A 19,964-nucleotide genomic window follows, 5' to 3' on the forward strand; every position below is an offset into this window, starting at 1 on the left:
GACGCGCGGTCGAAAATGCCTGCCGCCGCAAAAGTCTTGACCCCCGTCGCCCTCCATGGCACCTGTCGCGCCGATAATCCCCAAGCAATCGGTGCCGTTCGATGTCAGCAATCCCAGACCATATGAACCCGAAGCGCTCCTTTCAGGCGCTGATCCTGACCCTGCATAGCTACTGGGCGGACAAGGGTTGCGCGGTGTTGCAGCCCTACGATATGGAAGTCGGCGCCGGCACCTTCCACCCCGCCACGACGCTGCGCGCCCTCGGCCCTAAGCCGTGGAAGGCGGCTTACGTGCAGCCGTCCCGCCGCCCGTCTGACGGCCGCTATGGCGAGAACCCGAACCGGCTGCAGCATTATTACCAGTACCAGGTCATCCTGAAGCCGAACCCGGCGAATCTGCAGGAACTCTATCTCGGCTCGCTGGCGGCAATCGGTCTCGATCCGCTGCTGCACGACATCCGTTTCGTCGAGGACGATTGGGAAAGCCCGACGCTCGGCGCCTGGGGCCTCGGCTGGGAGTGCTGGTGCGATGGCATGGAAGTCTCGCAGTTCACCTATTTCCAACAGGTCTGCGGCATTGAATGCTCGCCGGTCGCAGGCGAACTGACCTATGGTCTCGAACGCCTCGCGATGTATGTCCAGGGTGTCGACAATGTCTACGACCTGAACTTCAACGGCCGCGAGGGCGACGAGAAGATCAGCTATGGCGACGTCTTCCTGCAGGCCGAGCAGGAATATTCACGCCACAATTTCGAATTCGCCAATACCGAGATGCTGCATCGCCATTTCGTCGATGCCGAGAAGGAATGCCGGGCGCTGCTCGATGCCGGCGCTCCCGGCGACAACGCCAACCAACGCCTGCACAAATGCGTCTTCCCGGCCTATGACCAGTGCATCAAGGCAAGCCATGTCTTCAACCTGCTCGACGCCCGCGGCGTCATCTCGGTGACGGAGCGCCAGAGCTACATCCTGCGGGTGCGCACGCTGGCCAAGGCCTGCGGCGAAGCCTTCCTGCTGACGGACGCCGGCGGCGTCAATCTGTCGAAAGAGGCGGCGTGACGCAAAGCCCTGTCGGCCGTATCATCCATATCAACGGCTGGCCGGGTAGTGGAAAGCTGACCGTCGGCCGCTTGCTGGCAAAAAGGATCGGCGCACGGCTCATCGACAACCACACGCTGCTCAATCCCGCCGAGGCTCTGTTCTCCCGCAGCAATCCGCTGCATGCCTCGCTGAGGGGGCAGATCCGCCACGTGTTTTTCGACCATGCCGCGCGCGCCGACCCGGTCGAAAGCTTCGTCTTTACCGATGCCCTGTCGGACGACGAACATGACAGCGCGACCTTCTCCTGGTACCTCGATTTGGCCGCTGCAAGGGGCGCCGATCTTGTAGCGATCCTGCTCGATTGTGCCCCGGAGGAGAATGCCAGGCGCCTTGCTTCTCCCGGTCGGGCTGAGGCGCTCAAGCTGACGGATACGGCGATGCTGCAACGGCTACGGGCAAACTATAAACTGCTGCGTGGGCTGGCTGAACGCACCATCGAAATCGACACGACAAGCCTTTCACCGGAGCAGACGACGGCCCGAATCCTCGACGATATCGGCGTTTGACGGCAGCCGGCAAACCTGCGTAGTCTCCGCCCGGACATTACTTCGCTGCGGGGGATTCGCGATGTATATTGCGCTTGGCGTCATCGTTCTGGTCGTGCTCTACGTCGTTTTTATTTACAACGGCCTGGTTCGCTCGCGGCAGATGGCCGAAGAGGCCTGGTCCGGCATCGACGTCCAGCTCAAGCGCCGCGCTGATTTGATCCCGAACCTGATCGAAACGGTCAAGGGCTATGCGGCCCATGAGAAGACCACGCTCGAAGAGGTGGTTTCCCTTCGCAACAAGGCGCAGGCCGTTCCATCAGGCGATGTCGCGGGCAGGGCGCAGGCGGAAGGCCTGCTCGGGCAGGCGCTAGGCCGCGTCATCGCGCTTGCCGAAGCTTATCCCGATCTCAAGGCCAACCAGAACTTTGCCGAGCTCCAGGCTTCGCTGGAAACCATGGAAGGCGAGTTGCAGATGGCGCGGCGTTATTACAATGGCGCGGCCCGCGACCTGAACGTCAAGGTCGAGAGCTTCCCCTCCAATCTCGTCGCCGGCCAGTTCGGTTTTGCCAAGCGGGAATATTTCGAAATCACCAATGAGGCCGACCGCGCCGTCCCCACCGTGAAATTCTGACGATCCGGGATTTTGCCTTTGCGCGAAAGCGATTAAGAGCAAGGGCGGATTGCGGCCGGCGATGGCTGCCTCATGGACGGAAGAAACAGCATGACACGCACAGCCAAACTCACGATCATCCCACCGGGCAAGCCGCTTTCGGGCCGCGCCATGCCGCCGGGCTCCAAGTCGATCACCAATCGCGCGCTTCTGCTCGCGGGCCTTGCCAAGGGCATGAGCCGGCTGACCGGCGCGCTGAAGAGCGATGATACGCGTTATATGGCCGATGCGCTGCGCGCCATGGGGGTTTCGATCGACGAGCCCGATGACACCACTTTCGTCATCACCGGCAGCGGTAAACTCCTCCCGCCGAAGGCGCCGCTCTTCCTCGGCAATGCCGGCACGGCGACGCGCTTTCTGACAGCGGCTGCGGCCTTAGTGGATGGGACCGTCATCGTCGACGGCGACGAGCATATGCGCAAGCGCCCGATCGGCCCGCTGGTCGAGGCGATGCGAGCGCTCGGCATCGACGTGACGGCCGAAACCGGCTGCCCGCCGGTCACCGTGAGGGGCACTGGCCGTTTCCAGACCGATCGCATTCGCATCGATGGCGGCCTGTCCAGCCAGTATGTCTCCGCCTTGCTGATGATGGCGGCCGGCGGCGACCGGCCTGTTGATATCGAACTCGTCGGCGAGGATATCGGCGCGCTCGGCTATATCGATCTGACCACTTCAGCGATGAAGGCCTTCGGCGCCAAGGTCGAGAAGACCAGCCCGGTCACCTGGCGCGTCGAGCCGACAGGTTACACCGCTGCCGATTTCATCGTCGAGCCGGATGCCTCGGCTGCGACCTATCTCTGGGCCGCCGAAGTCCTGACCGGCGGTGCGATCGATCTCGGCGTCCCGGCCGATGCCTTCTCGCAGCCGGATGCGCGTGCCTACGACATGATTGCCAAGTTTCCGCATCTGCCGGCCGAAATCGACGGCTCGCAGATGCAGGATGCCGTTCCGACCCTTGCCGTGCTTGCCGCCTTCAACGAGACGCCGGTCCGCTTCGTCGGCATCGCCAATCTGCGCGTCAAGGAATGCGACCGCATCCGCGCGCTCTCGACCGGCCTCAACCGCATTGTTTCAGGGCTTGCCCACGAAGAGGGCGACGACCTGATCGTAAAGTCCGATCCCGCCCTTGCGGGCAAGCGCCTGCCGGCCGAGATCGACAGCTTCGCCGATCACCGCATCGCCATGAGCTTTGCGCTGGCCGGGCTAAAGATCGACGGCATCACCATTCTCGATCCCGATTGCGTCGGCAAGACCTTCCCGGCCTATTGGCGGACGCTCGCAGCGCTCGGCGTGACATATCAGGGTAACGATTGACGGAACACGCGGCCGAGGCTGCCGGCGAGGAGACAGGGATGGGGCGTCGGTTTTTCGGATTTTTCTTTGTACTGTTCTGGATGCTCGCCGCCCCAGCGGCCTTTGCCGCCGAGGTAATCGACAGTTTCGCTTCCGACATCACGCTCGAAAAGAGCGGCGCGATGACGGTGGCGGAAACGATCACCGTCAATGCCGAAGGCAACCGGATCAATCACGGCATCTTCCGGGACTTTCCACTCTATTTCACCGATGCTGACGGCCGTCGCCGCAGCGTTGATTTCGATGTGATATCGGTCAAGCGGGATGGCGAAAACGAGCCCTGGCACACCGAGTCGATATCAGGTGGCATCCGCATTTATGCCGGTTCCGCCGACGTAACGGTAACGCCCGGCCGTCATCAATATGTCTTCACCTATAGAACGAACCGCCAGGTCCGCTATTTCGACGATCACGACGAACTCTATTGGAATGTCACCGGCAACGGCTGGATATTCCCGATCCGCTCGGCAACGGCGACGGTGAAGCTGCCGCCGGGTGTTGCCGCCACGCAGACGATCTTCTTCACCGGCCCGCAGGGCGCCACGGGAAAGAATGCCCGCGTCAGCGAGACGAGTGCCGGCCCAATTTTCTCCACGACCGCTCCTCTCGATGCCAATGAGGGCCTGACCTTTGCGATCCGCATGCCGAAGGGTTCGATCGATCCGCCGAGCGCGGATATGGAAAGCACATGGTGGCTCAAGGACAACCGCAATTATTTCATCGGCTTCGGCGGACTGGCCCTCGTCTTCGCCTATTACACGCGCGCATGGCTGAAGGTCGGCCGCGATCCCGCCCGCGGCGTCGTCGTGCCGCGCTGGGATGCGCCAGACGGCATTTCGCCGGCGCTGGTCAACTATATCGACAATAAGGGTTTCTCCGGCGGGGGCTGGACGGCGCTTGCCGCCACTGCGCTCAATCTTGCAGTTCGCGGTTACATGACGCTCGGCGATCTCAAGGATTCGATTATCGTCCGCGGCACCGGCAAGCCGCTCGGCAAGGAGAAATTCCAGGCCGGAGAAACCGAATTGCTGAAGGTCGCAGGCGGCGCCGGCTCGACGCTGACGATCGACAGGGCGAATGGCGAGCGGGTGAAATCCATCGGCCAAGCCTTTCGCTCGGCGATTGAGAGGGAGCACCGCGGCAAATATTACAATTCGAACCTCGGCTATACCAGCGGCGGCATCGCGCTCAGCGCCGCTGCCCTGGTGGCGCTGTTCGTCTTTGGCTCGCTGGAGCCCGACACGATCGCGCTAATGTTGATTCCGGTCGCCATCTCGGTCTTTGTTGCGGTCTTCGCTGCCGGCCTGGTCAAATCGCTGCATCACGGCAAGTCGCTGTTCGGCAAGATCATAGCCGTCGTCGCCGCAGCGGTCGGCGTTTTCGTTGGCATCAGTATTCTTGCCATCATGGTCCTGACGCTCGCTTCGTCGCTGGTGGAGCTGCACGAAACGCCGATGCTGTTTGCCGTCGGCGGTATCGTGCTGTTGAACATCCTCTATTTCTTCATCATGGGTGCACCGACACCGCTCGGCGCCAAGATGATGGATGGCATTGACGGCCTGCGCCAATATCTGACGCTTGCCGAGAAGGACCGGATAAACACGGCAGGCGCTCCGGAAATGTCGCCAAGGCATTTCGAGACGCTGCTTCCCTATGCGGTGGCGCTGGGCGTCGAAAAGCCCTGGTCGCGTACCTTCGAGACCTGGCTTGCGGCAGCCGCCGCCGGTGCTGCCGCAGCCTATGCGCCGGCCTGGTATTCCGGCAATTTTAACAGCGGCAGCTTCTCCGATCGCATCGGCGGCTTTTCCTCCTCGATGGCCTCGACCATCGCTTCGACGATTCCTTCACCGCCGCCATCGAGCTCATCATCCGGTTTTTCGGGCGGCGGCTCGTCCGGCGGGGGTGGCGGAGGCGGTGGGGGAGGGGGCTGGTGAGCTTTCCCGCTTGACCTTTCGGCCCTTGGCCCTTAACCGCCAGACGGAACAGGAAAGGGTGGCGCATGAAGGTTCTGTTGATCGGATCGGGCGGACGCGAGCACGCGCTCGCCTGGAAGCTGGCGCAATCGCCGTTGATGACGGAATTTTACGCCGCGCCCGGCAATCCCGGCATTGCCGAACACGCCGTGCTGGTGCCCGTTGACGTCGAGGATCACGAGGCGGTCGCGGCCTTCTGCAAGGACAAGGCGATTGATTTCGTCGTCGTCGGCCCGGAGGCGCCGTTGGTGGCCGGCCTCGCCGACCGGCTGCGCGCCGATGGCCTTGTGGTTTTCGGTCCTTCCGCTGCCGCAGCCCAGCTCGAGGGCTCCAAGGGTTTCACCAAGGATATCTGCGCCCGCTACGGCATTCCCACGGGCGCCTACCAGCGCTTCAACAATGCGCCGAAGGCAAAAGCCTATATCCGCGCCCAAGGCGCGCCGATCGTCGTCAAGGCCGATGGTCTTGCTGCCGGTAAGGGCGTGACGGTTGCGATGACGCTGGATGAGGCGCTTGATGCCGTCGACGACTGCTTCGAGGGGGCCTTTGGCGCTGCCGGCGCCGAAGTTGTCGTCGAAGCCTATCTCGACGGCGAGGAGGCAAGCTTCTTCTGCCTCTGCGATGGAAAACACGCGCTGCCACTCGCGACCGCCCAGGACCACAAGCGAGTGGGCGAGGGCGATACCGGCGTCAATACCGGCGGCATGGGCGCCTATTCGCCGGCGCCTGTCATGACCGCCGAGATGGTCGAGCGCACCATGAAGGAGATTATCGAGCCGACGATGCGCGGCATGGCCGAGAGCGGCCATCCCTTCTCCGGCGTGTTTTTCGCCGGGCTGATGATCACTGCGAAGGGGCCCGAGCTCATCGAATACAATGTCCGCTTCGGCGATCCCGAATGCCAGGTGATGATGATGCGGTTGAAGAGCGATCTCCTGCCGCTGTTGCTCGCCACTGCCAACGGTACGTTGGACCAGGTCGACGCCGAATGGAACGACGATCCGGCACTGACGGTGGTCATGGCCTCCAAGGGCTATCCCGCCGCCTACGAGAAGAACACGCCGATCCTTTCCCTGCCTGAAGCAGGCGAGGGCGAGAAAGTGTTTCATGCCGGCACGGCGCTGAAGGACGGCGCGCTGGTCGCGACCGGCGGCCGCGTGCTGAATGTCACCGCCACGGGCGGCACCGTCGCCGAGGCCAAGGACCGCGCCTACGCGCTGCTCGACAAGGTAAGTTGGGAAAATGGCTTCTGCCGGCGCGACATCGGCTGGCGTGCGATCGAGCGCGAAACGGGCTCGGACAAAGTATAAACCGTCGCGTTCTTTAAATTTTTACCCTTTCCCCTGACGGGATGGAAACAAAGCTGCGCTATACCGCTCCTATAGTGAGACGGAGTAGCGTTGATGCGTCAGGTTTTCTTCGGTGCGGCAATCCTGCTGATGGCAGGCTCGGCGATGGCATCTTCCATCGAGGTGATCGGCAAGACTGCCTCCAGCGCAGACGGCAGCATCGTCACTGAATCCTGCGCCAGCTGCCCGCCGCTCCAGATCGACGTGACCAAGAGGGATTACACCGTGCCGGAGCTGAAGCCCGGTGTCGTCCAGGCAAGCGAGATCCGCGACGTCGGCGGCGAAAAGAAGATCTATCGCACCGAAGGCTGGATGGGCGGCTCGCCCGTCCTCTTCGTCAGCAAGGCAACCCCTGAAGCCCTGGTTGCTGCCGAACCTTCGGCCGTGCCTGCCGAGGGCATCGACATGAACGCGACGACCGCGGCCGTCATCGGCGGTGACGCCAAGCCCGTTGCGGCAGGCATGGCTGAACAGCCGGCCACCCTCGACGCTTCCGAATTCAATCTGCGGTTTTAGAGCAACTTCCAGCAGAAGTGTGCCGCGGTTTTGCTGGAATTGCGTAAAAACAACAGAGCAATTCCAGCAAAAGTGTACTGCGGTTTTGCGTCCGGAATTGCGCAAAAACAAAAAGTTCCCTGCCCCGCCTGATCAAGGTTTCGATCGTTTGGGGTTCCACCGCCGGTGGACCGAATGCACCCTCGATGAGCAGCGAGGGTGCATTCATGTTTTGATACGCTGGGCAAACTGAGAATTCGAATAGAAATGATATTGCGCCGGCGGATGAAAATCCGGCGGTGAACCTTGTAACTACACCCCCTGATTTTTAGGGAAATTCGCATCGCTTTTGAATTAAATTAAAGCTTTCTTATAGGGTCAGCATCAATTGTTACTCGCCGGTCGCAGCATGTTATTTTAGCAGCGGTAGACGTGTCGTCTCCTGGGGCGCGCTCGCACAGGCGGTAGAAGACCGCACCGGAATGTAATTGCTCCATTCCCGTTGCGAGGAATCATGAAAAACCTGAAGATATCGAAGCAGCTTATATTGCTGGTCATCGGCCTGATGGTGGCGTTTGCAATCGCCACGTCCCTGCAGATCCGCTCCTCAGTCAATGCGATCTACCAGGAGCGCTACGACATGCTGCGCTCCGAGGTTCAGTCGGCGGTCTCCGTTCTCAAGCTTTACCAGGCAAAAGTCACGTCAGGTGAAATGAAGCTGGAAGACGCCCAGAAGCAGGCCTACGCCACGGTCAATGCGATGAAATACGACCCTGATGGCTATTTCTTTGGCTATAGCTACGACATCCAGATGATGTTCCACTACGATGCCGCGAAAGTTGGTCAGGTCAACAAGGGCCAGCCGGACAGCAAAGGCAAGCTCTACCGCGAAGAGCTGGTCAAGCTGGGACAGCAGGGCGGCGGTCTCGTCGAATATTATTCTACCGCCAAACCGGGCCAGCCCGCCGGCGATTTTCGCAAGACGGCCTATGCCTTGGCCTTCGACCCCTGGAAGGTCGTCGTCGTCAGCGGTGTCTACATGGACGATCTCGATGCTCAGATAAACAGCACCATCCTGACTGCCCTCTCCGGCAGCATCGTTCTGTTCTTCCTTGCCATGACGGCCGCCTATTTCGTCATCCGCGGCATATCGGGACCTCTCAACAACGTTCACACTGCCCTGAAGGCTGTCGCCGAAGAGGACGTTTCCATCGCCATCCCGCACACCGCGATGAACAACGAAGTCGGCATGATGGCCAAGGCGACGCAGTCGCTGCAGGAAAAGATCAGGGAACGCCATGCGATGTCGGATCGCGAGGCGGCTCAGCAACTGGCGCTGGAAAACGAGCGCGAAAACAATCTGCGCCAGCAGCAGGACGAAGCAACCCTCCAGGCGAGCGTCGTCGCGACGATCGGCCAGGCGCTGGAAAAGATCGCTCAAGGTGATCTCACTGTTCGCTGCGCCGATCTCGGCCAGAAATACGCCGCCCTTCGCGACAATTTCAACGATGCGCTGTCGCATCTCGAAGCCGCCATGGCCAAGGTCAGCGCCAAGGGCAGCGATATCGGCACCAGCAAGGAGGAGATCCGCCGCGCCTCCAACGAACTGTCGCAGCGCACCGAGCGTCAGGCCGCGAGCCTGGAGGAAACCTCGGCCGCGCTCGACGAACTCACCGTCGCCGTCCGCCAGACTGCCGATGGCGCGCACGAAGCGAGCAAGCGCGTCCATTCCGTCAGCACTGAAGCCACGCATAGCGATGCGATTGTCGGCCAGGCGATCGAAGCGATGAGCGGCATCGAGAAGTCGTCTTCGGAGATTACCAAGATCATCGGCGTCATCGATGAGATCGCCTTCCAGACCAACCTTCTGGCGCTGAACGCAGGCGTCGAGGCAGCCCGCGCCGGCGAATCCGGCAAGGGTTTTGCGGTCGTCGCCCAGGAAGTGCGCGAACTTGCCCAGCGCTCCGCCGCGGCGGCCAAGGAGATCAAGGATCAGATCGCCCGCTCGTCGAGCCAGGTGGATCACGGGGTTCGTCTGGTCGGCGAGGCAGGCGAGGCGCTGAAGCGCATCTCCGATCAGATCAAGGCGGCCAACGAGATCGTCGCCAAGATCGCTCACAGCGCCTCCGAACAGGATACGACGCTGCGTTCGATCTCCTCGTCGATGAACCAGCTCGACGCCGCCACCCAGCAGAACGCCGCCATGGCCGAAGAGACCACGGCATCGGCAGAAACGCTGGCAAGCGATACCGACGAGCTGCTCAATCTCATCCGCGGCTTCCGTGTCAGTGGTGGAAGCGCTGCCCCGGCCATGCATCAGGGTCGCCGCGCGGCATAAGCGGCGCGGGGACGGCAAGTCTTTTCATCACCAAATTATTGCGGCCGTCGGTTTTCCGGCGGCCGTGCCTTTTGAAGCTTATTGCCCGAGGCGGTCGATCAGTTGCTCGATCTCCCGATCGGAAAACACGTCGACACCGGCCGCTTTTAGCGCCGCCGCCGTTACGCCGTTGCCAGCCTGCCGGCGCCCGGCAAACGTGCCGTCATAGATGAAGCCTGAGCCGCAGGACGGGCTGCCGTCGATCAGCAGCGCATAGCGGCAGCCAGTCTTTCTTGCGAGCGCCACGGCATTCTCCGCCGCCAGCAGGAACTGCGCGGTCACATCCCCGCCCGTCAACTCGACGACATCGGCCTTGCCGGCTAGCACGTCCTCGCCGGTCGCACCGTTTCCAATCTCGGCCGGCGGCCGCGGCACTTTCATGCCCGCCGACATCTCCGGACAGATCGTCACCAGCCGTCCTTCGGCCTGCCATCTCTCGATCGCCGGGTGAAGCAACGGCTTCGCCCGCCCGTCATAGCGGACGGGCTGACCCATGAGACAGGCGCTGACGAGAATCCTGTTTTGCATGCTTCATTGAATAGCGCCTCGGCAGCCGTAATGCCAGGCCGCCGATGGTGGTCGTTGTCATCCCGAAATCTTCGAGAAATCCGCAACCGTTCCTGTCGCCTCACGGATCAACCGCAGCAGCGCGAGGCGGTTGGCGCGGATGGCGGCGTCCTCGTCGTTGACGAGCACGTCTTCGAAGAAGCGGTCGACCGGGCCGCGCAGCTTGGAAAGCGCTTCCATCGCCGAGCGGAAGTCTTCTCCGGCGATGGCCGCCGCCGCATCCTTCGATGCGCTTGATATCGCGGCGAAGAGTTCCTTCTCGGCGTCGAGCTTCAGGAGTGCGTCCGAGACGGCATCGGCGATCACCGTGCCCTTCTTTTCCTCGGCGGCGAGCAGCTGTGTGGCGCGCTTGGTGCCGGCGAGCAGGTTCTTGCCGTCCTCCGAGGTGATGAAGGCCGTCAGCGCTTCGACGCGGCGCGCCACCATCAACAGGTCGTCAGCCTCGGCTGTCAGCACGGCGTCGATGAGATCATGGCGGGCGCCCTGATCGCGCAGATAGACCTTGAGACGGTCATGGAAGAAGGAGAGGAGATCGGCAAATGTCTCGGTCGGGTCGCCTTCGAACGAAAATGCCGCCTCGCCGCTCGCCTTGTTGAGCACCGACGTCTGGCGGGCGATCTTCAGCAGCGGCAGCCTGACATTACGCTCCAGCAGGATCCTGACGACGCCGAGCGCCGCACGCCTGAGGGCGAAGGGATCCTTCGAACCGGTCGGCTTTTCGCCGATCGCCCAGAAGCCGATCAGCGTGTCCAGTTTGTCGGCGAGCGCGACGGTGATCGCGACCTTGTCGGCGGGCACGCGATCGGATGGACCTTGCGGCTTGTAGTGATCTTCGATGGCGAGTGCGACGGAGGCGTTTTCATCTTGAAGCGCCGCATATTTGCGGCCCATCAAACCCTGCAGTTCAGGGAATTCGCCAACGGCTTCGGTCCGCAGATCGGCCTTGGCAAGCACTGCGGCGCGATCGACGAGAGCCGCATCGGCGCCGGTGATCTTTGCCAAATCCCCAGCCAGCGCGCGAATGCGCGCGACGCGCGCGCCCTGTGTTCCAAGTTTGGCATGGAAGGTCACGTCGAGCGCGTCGAGCTTGGCCATCCGCTGGTCGAGCGGCTTCTTCAAGTCGAGGCCGAATTTTTTGGCTGAAGCCTCCAGCGTGTCGAGATCCGGCATGTTGCCCTGGTCGCGCTTCCAGAAATGCAGCGCATCCGAAAGCCTCGCCCGCACCACCTTGCCATTGCCGTGGACGATTTCCTTGCCGCCGTCGCTCGCCTGGATATTGGAAACCAGGATGAACTTGTTCGACAGCGTCTCTTCGCCTTGTTTGCGGGTGACGAAGCACTTCTGGTTGGTCTTGATCGTCAGGCGGATGATCTCGGAGGGGATGGAGAGATAATCTTCCTCGAAGGAACCCATCAGCACCTGCGGCCATTCGACCAGGCCGGAGACTTCCTCCAGCAGGCCTTCGTCCTCCACCAGTTCAAGTCCATTGGCAAAAGCGATGTCGCGCGCGTCGTGTAGGATGATGTCCTTGCGCCGCTCGGCGTCGAGGATGACCTTCGCCTTTTCCAAGTTCGCGACGTAGTCATCGAAGCGCCGGACGGTGATGGCCTCAGGCGCGTGGAAACGATGACCGTAGGTGACGTTGGAGGCGGTGATACCGTCGATTTCGAACGGGATGACGGTGGTCTCTTCATGCTCCGGGCCGAAGGTGCAGACGATCGACTGCAGCGGCCGCACCCAGCGCAATGCGCCGGGCTTGGAGGAAGCCTTGCCCCAGCGCATGGCTTTCGGCCACGGGAAATCGCGGATGATGCCGGGCATGACATCGCTGATGATTTCTTCCGTCGCGCGGCCTGGCTTGGAAATGACCGCGACGTAGAAATCGCCCTTCTTCGGATCGCTCACCACCTGCGCCTCGGAAACCGAAGACAACCCTGCGCCGCGCAGAAAACCTTCGATCGCCTTTTCGTTGGCGTCGGTGCGCGGCCCCTTGCGTTCCTCGCGCACGTCGGCCGAGCGCGCCGTCAGGCCGTGGATGTCGAGCGTCAGCCGCCGCGGCGTCCAGTATTCGCGCGCGCCCTCATAGGACAGACCCGCTTCGACAAGCGCATCGGTGACGAGCTTCTTCAGGTCGCCGGCAGCCTTGCGCTGCATACGGGCCGGAATCTCTTCGGAGCGGAGTTCGAGAAGAAGGTTTGGCATGTCGATTTCCTTGCCTCCCGCGGGAGGGGAGGGATGGCTTGGGCGCCGGGTCAAAACGTTGCTTCTGCTAGCAAAGAATGGCGCATCTGCACAACCGCAAAATCGCCGCTTTTCCGGCATGCTTTCCTGTGGATCGGCGCCTGTCTGATAACTCCAACATTGCCTTGCCGCTTTTCGCCGTTATGGTCCCGCAACTTTTGTCGCAATAGGAAATCCCCAAGGAACCCCATGGCCGCAGACCTTCGTTTCCTCGCAGCCCGCATCTCGGCCGAAATCAACGCCCGGCCCGAACAGGCCAAGGCCGCCATCGAGCTGCTCGACGAGGGCGCCACCGTGCCCTTCATCGCCCGCTACCGCAAGGAAGTGACGGGCGGGCTTGATGATACGCAGCTGCGCAATCTCGCCGAGCGGCTGGTCTATCTGCGCGAACTCGAAGCCCGCCGGGATGCGATCGTCGAATCGATCACAGGTCAGGGCAAGATGACCGAAGAGCTGATGGCCAAGGTCGCTGGTGCGGCAACCAAGGCCGAACTCGAGGATCTCTATCTGCCCTTCAAGCCGAAGCGCCGCACCCGGGCCGAAATCGCCCGCGAACGCGGCCTCGGCCCGCTCGCCGAGGCGATCCTCGCCGAGCGCACCCGGGAACCGGCCGTGCTGGCCGAAGGTTTCATCACCGCAGACGTGCCCGACGTGAAGACGGCGCTCGAAGGCGCGCGCGACATCATCGCCGAAGGCATTGCCGAAAATGCCGACCTGCTCGGCAGGCTGCGCGCCCATATGCGCCAAGCCTCGCTGCTGAAGGCCAAGGTCGTCGATGGCAAGCAGGCGACGGGCGAGAAGTTCTCCGATTATTTCGACCATTCCGAACGCTGGGCGACGGCACCCGGCCACCGCGCGCTCGCCATGCTGCGCGGCTGGAACGAGGAGGTGCTGACGCTGACGATCGAGGCAGATGCCGAGACCGTCTCTCCGAACAAGCCGGTCGAACGCATGATCGCGGCCGCCTATGAGATCGGCGCGAGCCGTCCCGGCGACCGCTGGCTGATGGAGGTCGCAAGCTGGACCTGGCGTGTGAAGCTTTCCATGTCGCTCTCGCTCGACCTGATGCGGGAGCTGCGTGAAAGGGCGGAAGAGGAGGCGATCCATGTCTTCGCCCGCAATCTCAAGGATCTGCTGCTCGCAGCACCTGCCGGCTCGCGCGCGACGATGGGCCTCGATCCCGGCATCCGCACCGGCGTCAAGGTCGCCGTCGTCGATGGCACCGGCAAGGTCGTGGCGACATCGACCGTCTATCCGTTCCAGCCGCGGAATGACGTGCGCGGCGCCCAGATCGAGCTCGCCTCGCTGATCCGCAAGCACAATGTCGAACTGATCTCGATCGGCAACGGCACCGGCAGCCGCGAAACGGAAAAGCTGGTGGCCGATATGCTGGCCGAGTTGCCGGCGCCGAAGCCGACCAAGGTGATCGTTTCGGAAGCCGGGGCCTCGGTCTATTCCGCCTCCGCAACGGCGGCCGCCGAATTCCCCGATCTCGACGTGTCGCTGCGCGGCGCCGTCTCCATCGCGCGCCGGCTGCAGGATCCGCTGGCCGAACTCGTCAAGATCGAGCCGAAGTCGATCGGCGTCGGCCAGTATCAGCATGACGTCGACCAGCAGAAGCTGTCGCGTTCGCTGGATGCCGTGGTGGAAGATGCGGTGAATGCTGTCGGTGTCGATTTGAACACCGCGTCTGCGCCGCTGCTTTCCCGCGTTTCCGGCCTCGGCCCTTCGATCGCCGACGCTATCGTGCGCCATCGCGACAGCGAAGGCCGTTTCGAGACGCGGCGCGATCTGATGAAGGTTGCCCGGCTCGGCAGCCGCACCTTCGAGCAATGCGCCGGCTTCCTGCGCATCCCCGACGGCAAGGAGCCGCTCGACGCTTCCTCGGTCCACCCAGAAGCCTATGGCGTCGCCAAGAAGATCGTCGCCGCTTGCGGCCGCGATCTGCGCGCGCTGATGGGCGACAGCGCCGTCCTGAAATCGGTCGATCCGCGCCAGTTTATCGACGAGAAATTCGGTCTGCCGACGGTCCGAGACATCATCTCGGAGCTGGAAAAGCCCGGCCGCGACCCACGTCCGAGTTTTAAGACGGCGACTTTCGCCGAGGGCGTCAACGAAATTTCCGACCTCACGCCCGGCATGGTTCTGGAAGGTACGGTGACCAACGTCGCCGCCTTCGGCGCCTTCGTCGATATCGGCGTGCACCAGGATGGTTTGGTGCACGTGTCCCAGCTCGCCGATCGCTTCGTCAAGGATCCGCATGAGGTCGTCAAGGCGGGCGATGTCGTCAAGGTGCGGGTCGTCGAAGTCGATGCCAAGCGCAAGCGCATCGGTCTTTCCATGCGACGCGACGACGGTTCTGCGGCGCCTTCGCCGCGTGGTGATTCTCGCTCGAATTCCGGCTCCCGACCGCAGAACGAGCGCCGGCCCGCCGCGCCCAAACAGGAAAGCCAGGGTGCTTTCGGCGCGGCACTTGCCGAAGCCATGAAGCGAAAATAATGGCTTAGGCGTCGCATCGGCAAAAATGCAACAGTTTGGCAACGTTCTTTACCGAGTGCTAAATCCGGCGCTTGTAAGGCGAAGGAGACTTATTAAGTTGATGTGACCATCCTGTCACATTTGCGAGGCGTCCATGGCGTCGGCATTCCTTACGATCGTCCAACAAATCATCCGCAAGGGGTCCTTGAAACTCACCCTTGCCAATGGCGAGACACATACGATTGGCGACGGCACCGGTGAAACCGTTGTCGCCCGCCTTGCCGATCAAGAGGCCGAGGACGCCATCCGGCGCGATCCGACGATGAAGCTCGGCGAAATGTACATGCAGGGCCGGTTCATTCTCGAACAGGGCAACATCTACGATTTCCTGTCGCTGGTGAAACAGAACACCACCAACGAAATCTTCGATTTCAAGATGGCGGCACTGCTTCTCGGCCGCATTGCCTGGCAGCAGCTGAAGAGCCGCGTGCCCGTCAACCGCAACAAGCACAATGTCGCCCATCATTACGACCTGTCGGCCAAGCTCTTCGATCTTTTTCTCGATGAGGACTGGCAATATTCCTGCGCCTATTTCGAGCCACCAGGCATCGGCCTCGACGAGGCACAGGTCGCCAAGAAACGCCATATCGCCGCCAAGCTCCTGCTCGAGCCGAACCAGCGCATCCTGGAGATCGGCTCCGGCTGGGGCGGCATGGGCATGTACCTGACGGAGGCAACGGAAGGGGCTGATTTCACCGGCATTACGCTCAGCGAGGAACAGCTCAAGGTCTCCCGCGCACGCGCCGAAAAGCGCGGCCTTGCCGACCGGGTGCGCTTCGAGCTGCAGGACTATCGCAGCATGACGGGCAAAAAGTTCGACCGCATCGTCTCGGTCGGCATGTTCGAGCATGTCGGTATCGGCAATTACGCCAATTTCTTCCGCAAGGTATCGGACCTGCTCGACGACGACGGCGTCATGGTGCTGCATTCGATCGGCCGCCCGAAGCCGAGCTTCGGCACCAATGCCTTTATCGAGAAGTATATCTTCCCCGGCGGCTACATACCTTCCGTCGGCGAAGTCGTGCCACCGCTCGAAAAGGCGGGGCTCTTGGTCAGGGATGTCGAAATCCTGCCGATGCACTATGCCTATACGCTGCGCCATTGGCGCGAGCGTTTCGTGGCGCGCAAGGCCGAGGCGGTGGCGCTTTACGACGAGCAGTTCTTCCGCATGTGGGAGTTTTATCTGGCGGGTTCCGAAATGGGGTTCCGCTGGGACGAACTCTTCATCCTGCAGATCCAGATCGCCAAGAATCAGTTCACTGTTCCCGACAATCGTACTTACATCGCGCGGAACGAAGCGAAGCTGAAGGAATTCGAGGCTCGGCGCGCGCCGCTGGAAAAGGTGACGTTCTGATCTCAGAAATTGGAAAGGCTGACCGCTGATGAAAAGGCCAGGCAGATGAGCAGCGCATTTCCCGAAATCCACCTGGTTCGCCACGGCGAAACCGAATGGAGCCTTTCCGGACGCCATACCGGACGGAGCGATATTCCCTTGACGGCGAACGGCGAGGCCGCCGCCCGCAAGCTCCCTGAGCGGCTGGCGGGCCTCTCCTTTTCCGCCGTCTGGTCGAGCCCGTCTCAGCGTGCCCGCAATACTTGCGAACTGGCCGGATTTGGATCCGGTGCGATCGTCAAGGACGATTTGGCCGAATGGGATTACGGCGCCTACGAGGGCATCACGACCAAGCAGATTCTTGCCGACCGCCCCGGCTGGCAGCTGTTTCGCGACGGATGCCCGAATGGCGAGATGGCCGCCGATGTCGGTCGCCGCGCCGACGCGATCATCCGGGAGCTTCGGCAAGCCAACGGCACCATTCTGATCTTCTCGAGTTCGCATTTCCTGCGTGTGCTTGCTGCCCGCTGGCTTGGCCTGCCGCCGCAAGACGGCGCGCATTTCGTGCTTGATACCACAAGCATCAGCGTTCTCGGCTACGAACACGATCTGACGGAACCGGTCATCCGCCGCTGGAACCACCGTTAGCAGTTCATCCGCTCCCTCGTTGCCGTGGTTAACATTGGGGTAACGAGATCAGGATAATTGTAGCGAGCGCCGCCCTCCGCGGCTTTTGTTTTGCGTTTTTTTGGAGTGCGGACGTGTTTCATCGATCAGTCGTATCGATTTCTTTGGCTATTGCCCTTTCTTCTTTTGGTTCGGCGGCGGCGCAGGAAAGCGGCCAGCACTTCTGGTCCGGTGACTGGTATCTGAGCGTCGGCGTCGCCGGCTTCTCTGCGCCGAAATTCGAGGGCTCACGGCGTTACGAATTCAAATTCAGCCCGCTGATCTCGGTCGGTCGGCAGGGCGCAGGCCCGCGGTTTTCCTCGCGCAACGACAATCCTTCCTTCGCCCTGATCGATAACGGCGCTTTCCGCGCCGGCATCGTCGGCAAATTCGTGCCTTCGCGCGACGAGGGCGATGGTCACGAGCTGAAGGGCATGAAGAAGGTCAAATGGGGAGCGGAAGCCGGCGGTTTTGTCGAGGTCTATCCGACCGATTTCCTTCGCGCCCGCGCCGAGGTTCGCCAAGGCATCCGCACCCATGACGGCGTCGTCGCCGATGTCGCCGTCGATGCCTTCACCGATATTGCGCCGGACCTGCAGCTATCCGGCGGCCCGCGCGCGACATTCGCCACCAGCGGCTATTACGACGCCTATTACGGCGTCAACGCCAAGCAGGCGGCGGCAAGCGGGCTTGATCCCTATAAGCCGTCATCGGGCATCCAGTCCTATGGCGCCGGCACGGCTCTGACATGGAAGGCGACGGAAAACCTCTCGGCGAGTTCCTTCCTCGAATATAAGCGACTTGCCGGTCCGGCCGCCGACAGCAGCCTCGTGCGCGAGCGCGGCTCGAAGAACCAGGTCCTGATCGGTGTCTCGGCGACCTACAAGTTCAATTTTTCGCTGCAGTGATTGAGAGCGGTGCCGTGTCCTTTCGATCGCGCAAACGACGCTGTATCGCATTGAATTGCAGCATGATTTACCCTTGGATCGATTCCGATCCAAGGAATTATGCGGCAGTGCGGCGTGATCGCTTCTTGACCGGATTGCCGGCCCATCGCTAGATGGGTGGCATGGAAGATACCGACCACTTCAACGACCGCGTCTCCGACGCGCCTTCCGACAACTGGGTCTACAGGATCCTGCCGCAATGGCTTTGGCCCTATGCGCAGCTTGCGCGCTGGGATCGCCCTATCGGCTGGCAGCTCCTGATGTGGCCGTGTTTCTGGTCGGCGACACTTGCCGCCAATGCGGCGATTGACCGGGGGCTGTATTCCGGCAGTCTGCTGGTGTCCCACCTTTTCCTCTATTTCATCGGCGCAGTCGCCATGCGCGGCGCCGGCTGCACTTATAACGATCTCGTCGACCACGAGATCGACATGGAAGTGGCCCGCACGCGTTCACGTCCGCTCCCCTCCGGCCGCGTCACGCGCGCCGGGGCAAAGATCTTCATCGTCCTGCAGGTGCTGGTCGGCCTTTTCGTGCTCTTGCAGTTCAACTGGCTCACCGTCTTCCTTGGCGTGCTCTCGCTCGGGATCGTGGCGTTTTACCCCTATGCCAAGCGCTTTACCGATTGGCCGCAATTCTTCCTGGGGCTTGCTTTCTCCTGGGGCGCGCTGATGGGCTGGGCCGGCATTTTGGGCGGCCTCTCCTTTGCTGCCATCCTGATCTACGCCGCCTCCGTCGCCTGGACGATCGGTTACGACACGATCTATGCGCATCAGGACAAGGAGGACGACGAGCTGATCGGCGTGCGCTCCACCGCCCGTCTTTTCGGCGATAAGACCCGGCAATGGCTGATCGGCCTTTACGGGCTGACTTTGGTGCTGATGTTCATGGCTTTCGCGCTCGCCGGCGCCAATCTCATCGCTTTCCTGGGGCTCATCGGTGCGGCCGGCATGTTCGGCTGGCAGATCGTCCGGCTCGATATCGACGATCCCGCCCAATGCCTGGCGCTCTTCAGGTCGAACAACCGCGTCGGCCTGATCATCTTCTTTGGCCTTTTCCTCTCGCTGCTCTTCGCCATTCCCTGAATGGAACGAAAAACCCGGCGCGGGCGCCGGGTTTCAAACGGGTTCCAAAACGGCGTTGCCGAATGGGAGTGTCGCGATTTCGCTCAGTTGCGGGCTATGATTTCCTTGCCTTCGATCTTCATGGCAACGCCCAGCCGGCCTGTCGTGCGGCGCACGAGGAAGCGCGGACGGCGGTTTGCGAAGTAGGAATGGCGGCGGCGCGGCTTGAGATCACTGGTGCGCAGGGCCCCGATATGGTCTTCGAGCGGCCGGGCGACGCCGTCGGCCTCGACCATCAGCATCGGAATGCGAAAGGCTTCGGACCAGCTGCGCCAGTCGGCGGCGATATCGCTGAGATCATGGGCGACGAGCAGCGGAATGCAGAGCTCCGGATCGGCGTGGTGGAGCTCGAGCGTCACGGTGACCTCGCCGTCGCCATGGTCGATGGCGCGGGCCGCAACACCCTGAAAGACGCGCTTCGGCAGCGCAATCGAGAGCGGCAGGCCGCTGGAGGGAAGGACTTTGCGCAGAACCGCACCGCGTTCGTCTATCGTGATGCTGACGTCATCCGAACAATCATGGATGGCGTAGGTGACCTGCTGGGGAAAGCGGGACGGATCGAGCCGCAGCGTCGTACCAGCCCAAGCGGGCTTCATAACGGGATTGTTCATTTCATTCTACCCTTGTCTTACCTGAGAGCCGGTTTCCGGTCTTCTCCTTGGGACTTTTCGTCCTCTATGGCCGACAATAGGCGTGCCCCGTTCCGTACAGCTTAAAAATTGCGGTTAAGAAAACTTTGCCTCCTG

Annotated in this window: 16 protein-coding genes; 13 read left to right on the forward strand and 3 right to left on the reverse strand. The window is 61.9% G+C overall.

What is annotated here, in order from left to right; all coding sequences use genetic code 11:
• Positions 1–101 precede the first annotated feature (101 nt).
• The 8 genes from EFQ99_RS07505 to EFQ99_RS07545 all read left to right on the forward strand — a co-directional run bounded on the left by EFQ99_RS07505 (position 102) and on the right by EFQ99_RS07545 (position 9,766).
• On the forward strand, positions 102–1,058 hold the full coding sequence (locus EFQ99_RS07505) for a glycine--tRNA ligase subunit alpha (protein WP_126920310.1): 957 nt from the start codon (positions 102–104) through the stop codon (positions 1,056–1,058).
• A complete protein-coding gene (locus EFQ99_RS07510) occupies positions 1,055–1,606 on the forward strand; it encodes a P-loop nucleotide/nucleoside kinase family protein (protein WP_126920312.1) in 552 nt (183 codons plus the stop codon). The genes EFQ99_RS07505 and EFQ99_RS07510 overlap by 4 nt, the downstream gene beginning before the upstream one ends.
• 61 nt (positions 1,607–1,667) lie before the next feature.
• Positions 1,668–2,219 (forward strand): LemA family protein, encoded by a 552-nt coding sequence (locus EFQ99_RS07515; RefSeq protein WP_125843930.1) that lies wholly within the window; start codon positions 1,668–1,670, stop codon positions 2,217–2,219.
• 90 nt (positions 2,220–2,309) lie between these two features.
• A complete protein-coding gene (aroA, locus tag EFQ99_RS07520; protein ID WP_126920314.1) occupies positions 2,310–3,572 on the forward strand; it encodes a 3-phosphoshikimate 1-carboxyvinyltransferase in 1,263 nt (420 codons plus the stop codon).
• 38 nt (positions 3,573–3,610) lie between these two features.
• A complete protein-coding gene (locus tag EFQ99_RS07525; protein ID WP_126920316.1) occupies positions 3,611–5,545 on the forward strand; it encodes a DUF2207 domain-containing protein in 1,935 nt (644 codons plus the stop codon).
• 65 nt (positions 5,546–5,610) lie between these two features.
• On the forward strand, positions 5,611–6,894 hold the full coding sequence (purD, locus tag EFQ99_RS07530) for a phosphoribosylamine--glycine ligase (protein ID WP_126920318.1): 1,284 nt from the start codon (positions 5,611–5,613) through the stop codon (positions 6,892–6,894).
• A 93-nt stretch (positions 6,895–6,987) separates the two neighbouring features.
• Positions 6,988–7,449 (forward strand): plant virulence effector HPE1-like domain-containing protein, encoded by a 462-nt coding sequence (locus EFQ99_RS07535; RefSeq protein ID WP_126920320.1) that lies wholly within the window; start codon positions 6,988–6,990, stop codon positions 7,447–7,449.
• Positions 7,450–7,942: 493 nt separating this feature from the next.
• A complete protein-coding gene (locus tag EFQ99_RS07545; protein ID WP_126920324.1) occupies positions 7,943–9,766 on the forward strand; it encodes a methyl-accepting chemotaxis protein in 1,824 nt (607 codons plus the stop codon).
• 78 nt (positions 9,767–9,844) lie between these two features.
• Here the strand turns inward: EFQ99_RS07545 and EFQ99_RS07550 are convergent, their stop codons facing one another.
• Positions 9,845–10,333, reverse strand: coding sequence for a 2-thiouracil desulfurase family protein (locus EFQ99_RS07550; RefSeq protein WP_126920326.1), 489 nt, complete (start codon positions 10,331–10,333; stop codon positions 9,845–9,847).
• Positions 10,334–10,390: 57 nt separating this feature from the next.
• Positions 10,391–12,574, reverse strand: coding sequence for a glycine--tRNA ligase subunit beta (gene glyS, locus EFQ99_RS07555; RefSeq protein ID WP_126920327.1), 2,184 nt, complete (start codon positions 12,572–12,574; stop codon positions 10,391–10,393).
• A gap of 228 nt (positions 12,575–12,802) precedes the next feature.
• Here glyS and EFQ99_RS07560 point away from each other — a divergent pair, with 228 nt between their 5' ends.
• The 5 genes from EFQ99_RS07560 (at position 12,803) to ubiA (ending at position 19,179) form a co-directional block, all read left to right on the forward strand.
• Positions 12,803–15,112 carry a Tex family protein gene (locus EFQ99_RS07560; protein WP_126920329.1) on the forward strand — a complete coding sequence of 770 codons (2,310 nt, stop codon included), beginning with the start codon at positions 12,803–12,805 and terminating at the stop codon, positions 15,110–15,112.
• Positions 15,113–15,245: 133 nt separating this feature from the next.
• Positions 15,246–16,505 carry a cyclopropane fatty acid synthase gene (locus EFQ99_RS07565; protein WP_126920331.1) on the forward strand — a complete coding sequence of 420 codons (1,260 nt, stop codon included), beginning with the start codon at positions 15,246–15,248 and terminating at the stop codon, positions 16,503–16,505.
• A 45-nt stretch (positions 16,506–16,550) separates the two neighbouring features.
• Entirely contained in the window at positions 16,551–17,132 is a 582-nt protein-coding gene (locus tag EFQ99_RS07570; protein ID WP_126920333.1) for a histidine phosphatase family protein, read from the forward strand.
• Between the two features lie 113 nt (positions 17,133–17,245).
• Positions 17,246–18,058: a MipA/OmpV family protein gene (locus EFQ99_RS07575; protein WP_126920335.1), complete on the forward strand. Its 813-nt coding sequence runs from the start codon at positions 17,246–17,248 to the stop codon at positions 18,056–18,058.
• Positions 18,059–18,219: 161 nt separating this feature from the next.
• The gene (gene ubiA, locus EFQ99_RS07580; protein WP_126920337.1) at positions 18,220–19,179 is read left to right on the forward strand and encodes a 4-hydroxybenzoate octaprenyltransferase; all 960 of its coding nucleotides are present in this window, start codon (positions 18,220–18,222) and stop codon (positions 19,177–19,179) included.
• A gap of 83 nt (positions 19,180–19,262) precedes the next feature.
• Here ubiA and EFQ99_RS07585 read toward each other — a convergent pair whose 3' ends face one another.
• Entirely contained in the window at positions 19,263–19,829 is a 567-nt protein-coding gene (locus EFQ99_RS07585) for a DUF6101 family protein (protein ID WP_126920339.1), read from the reverse strand.
• Positions 19,830–19,964: the final 135 nt, after the last annotated feature.

Source organism: Rhizobium vallis, from assembly GCF_003985155.1.
In the GTDB taxonomy this organism is placed as follows: Bacteria; Pseudomonadota; Alphaproteobacteria; order Rhizobiales; family Rhizobiaceae; genus Rhizobium; species Rhizobium vallis.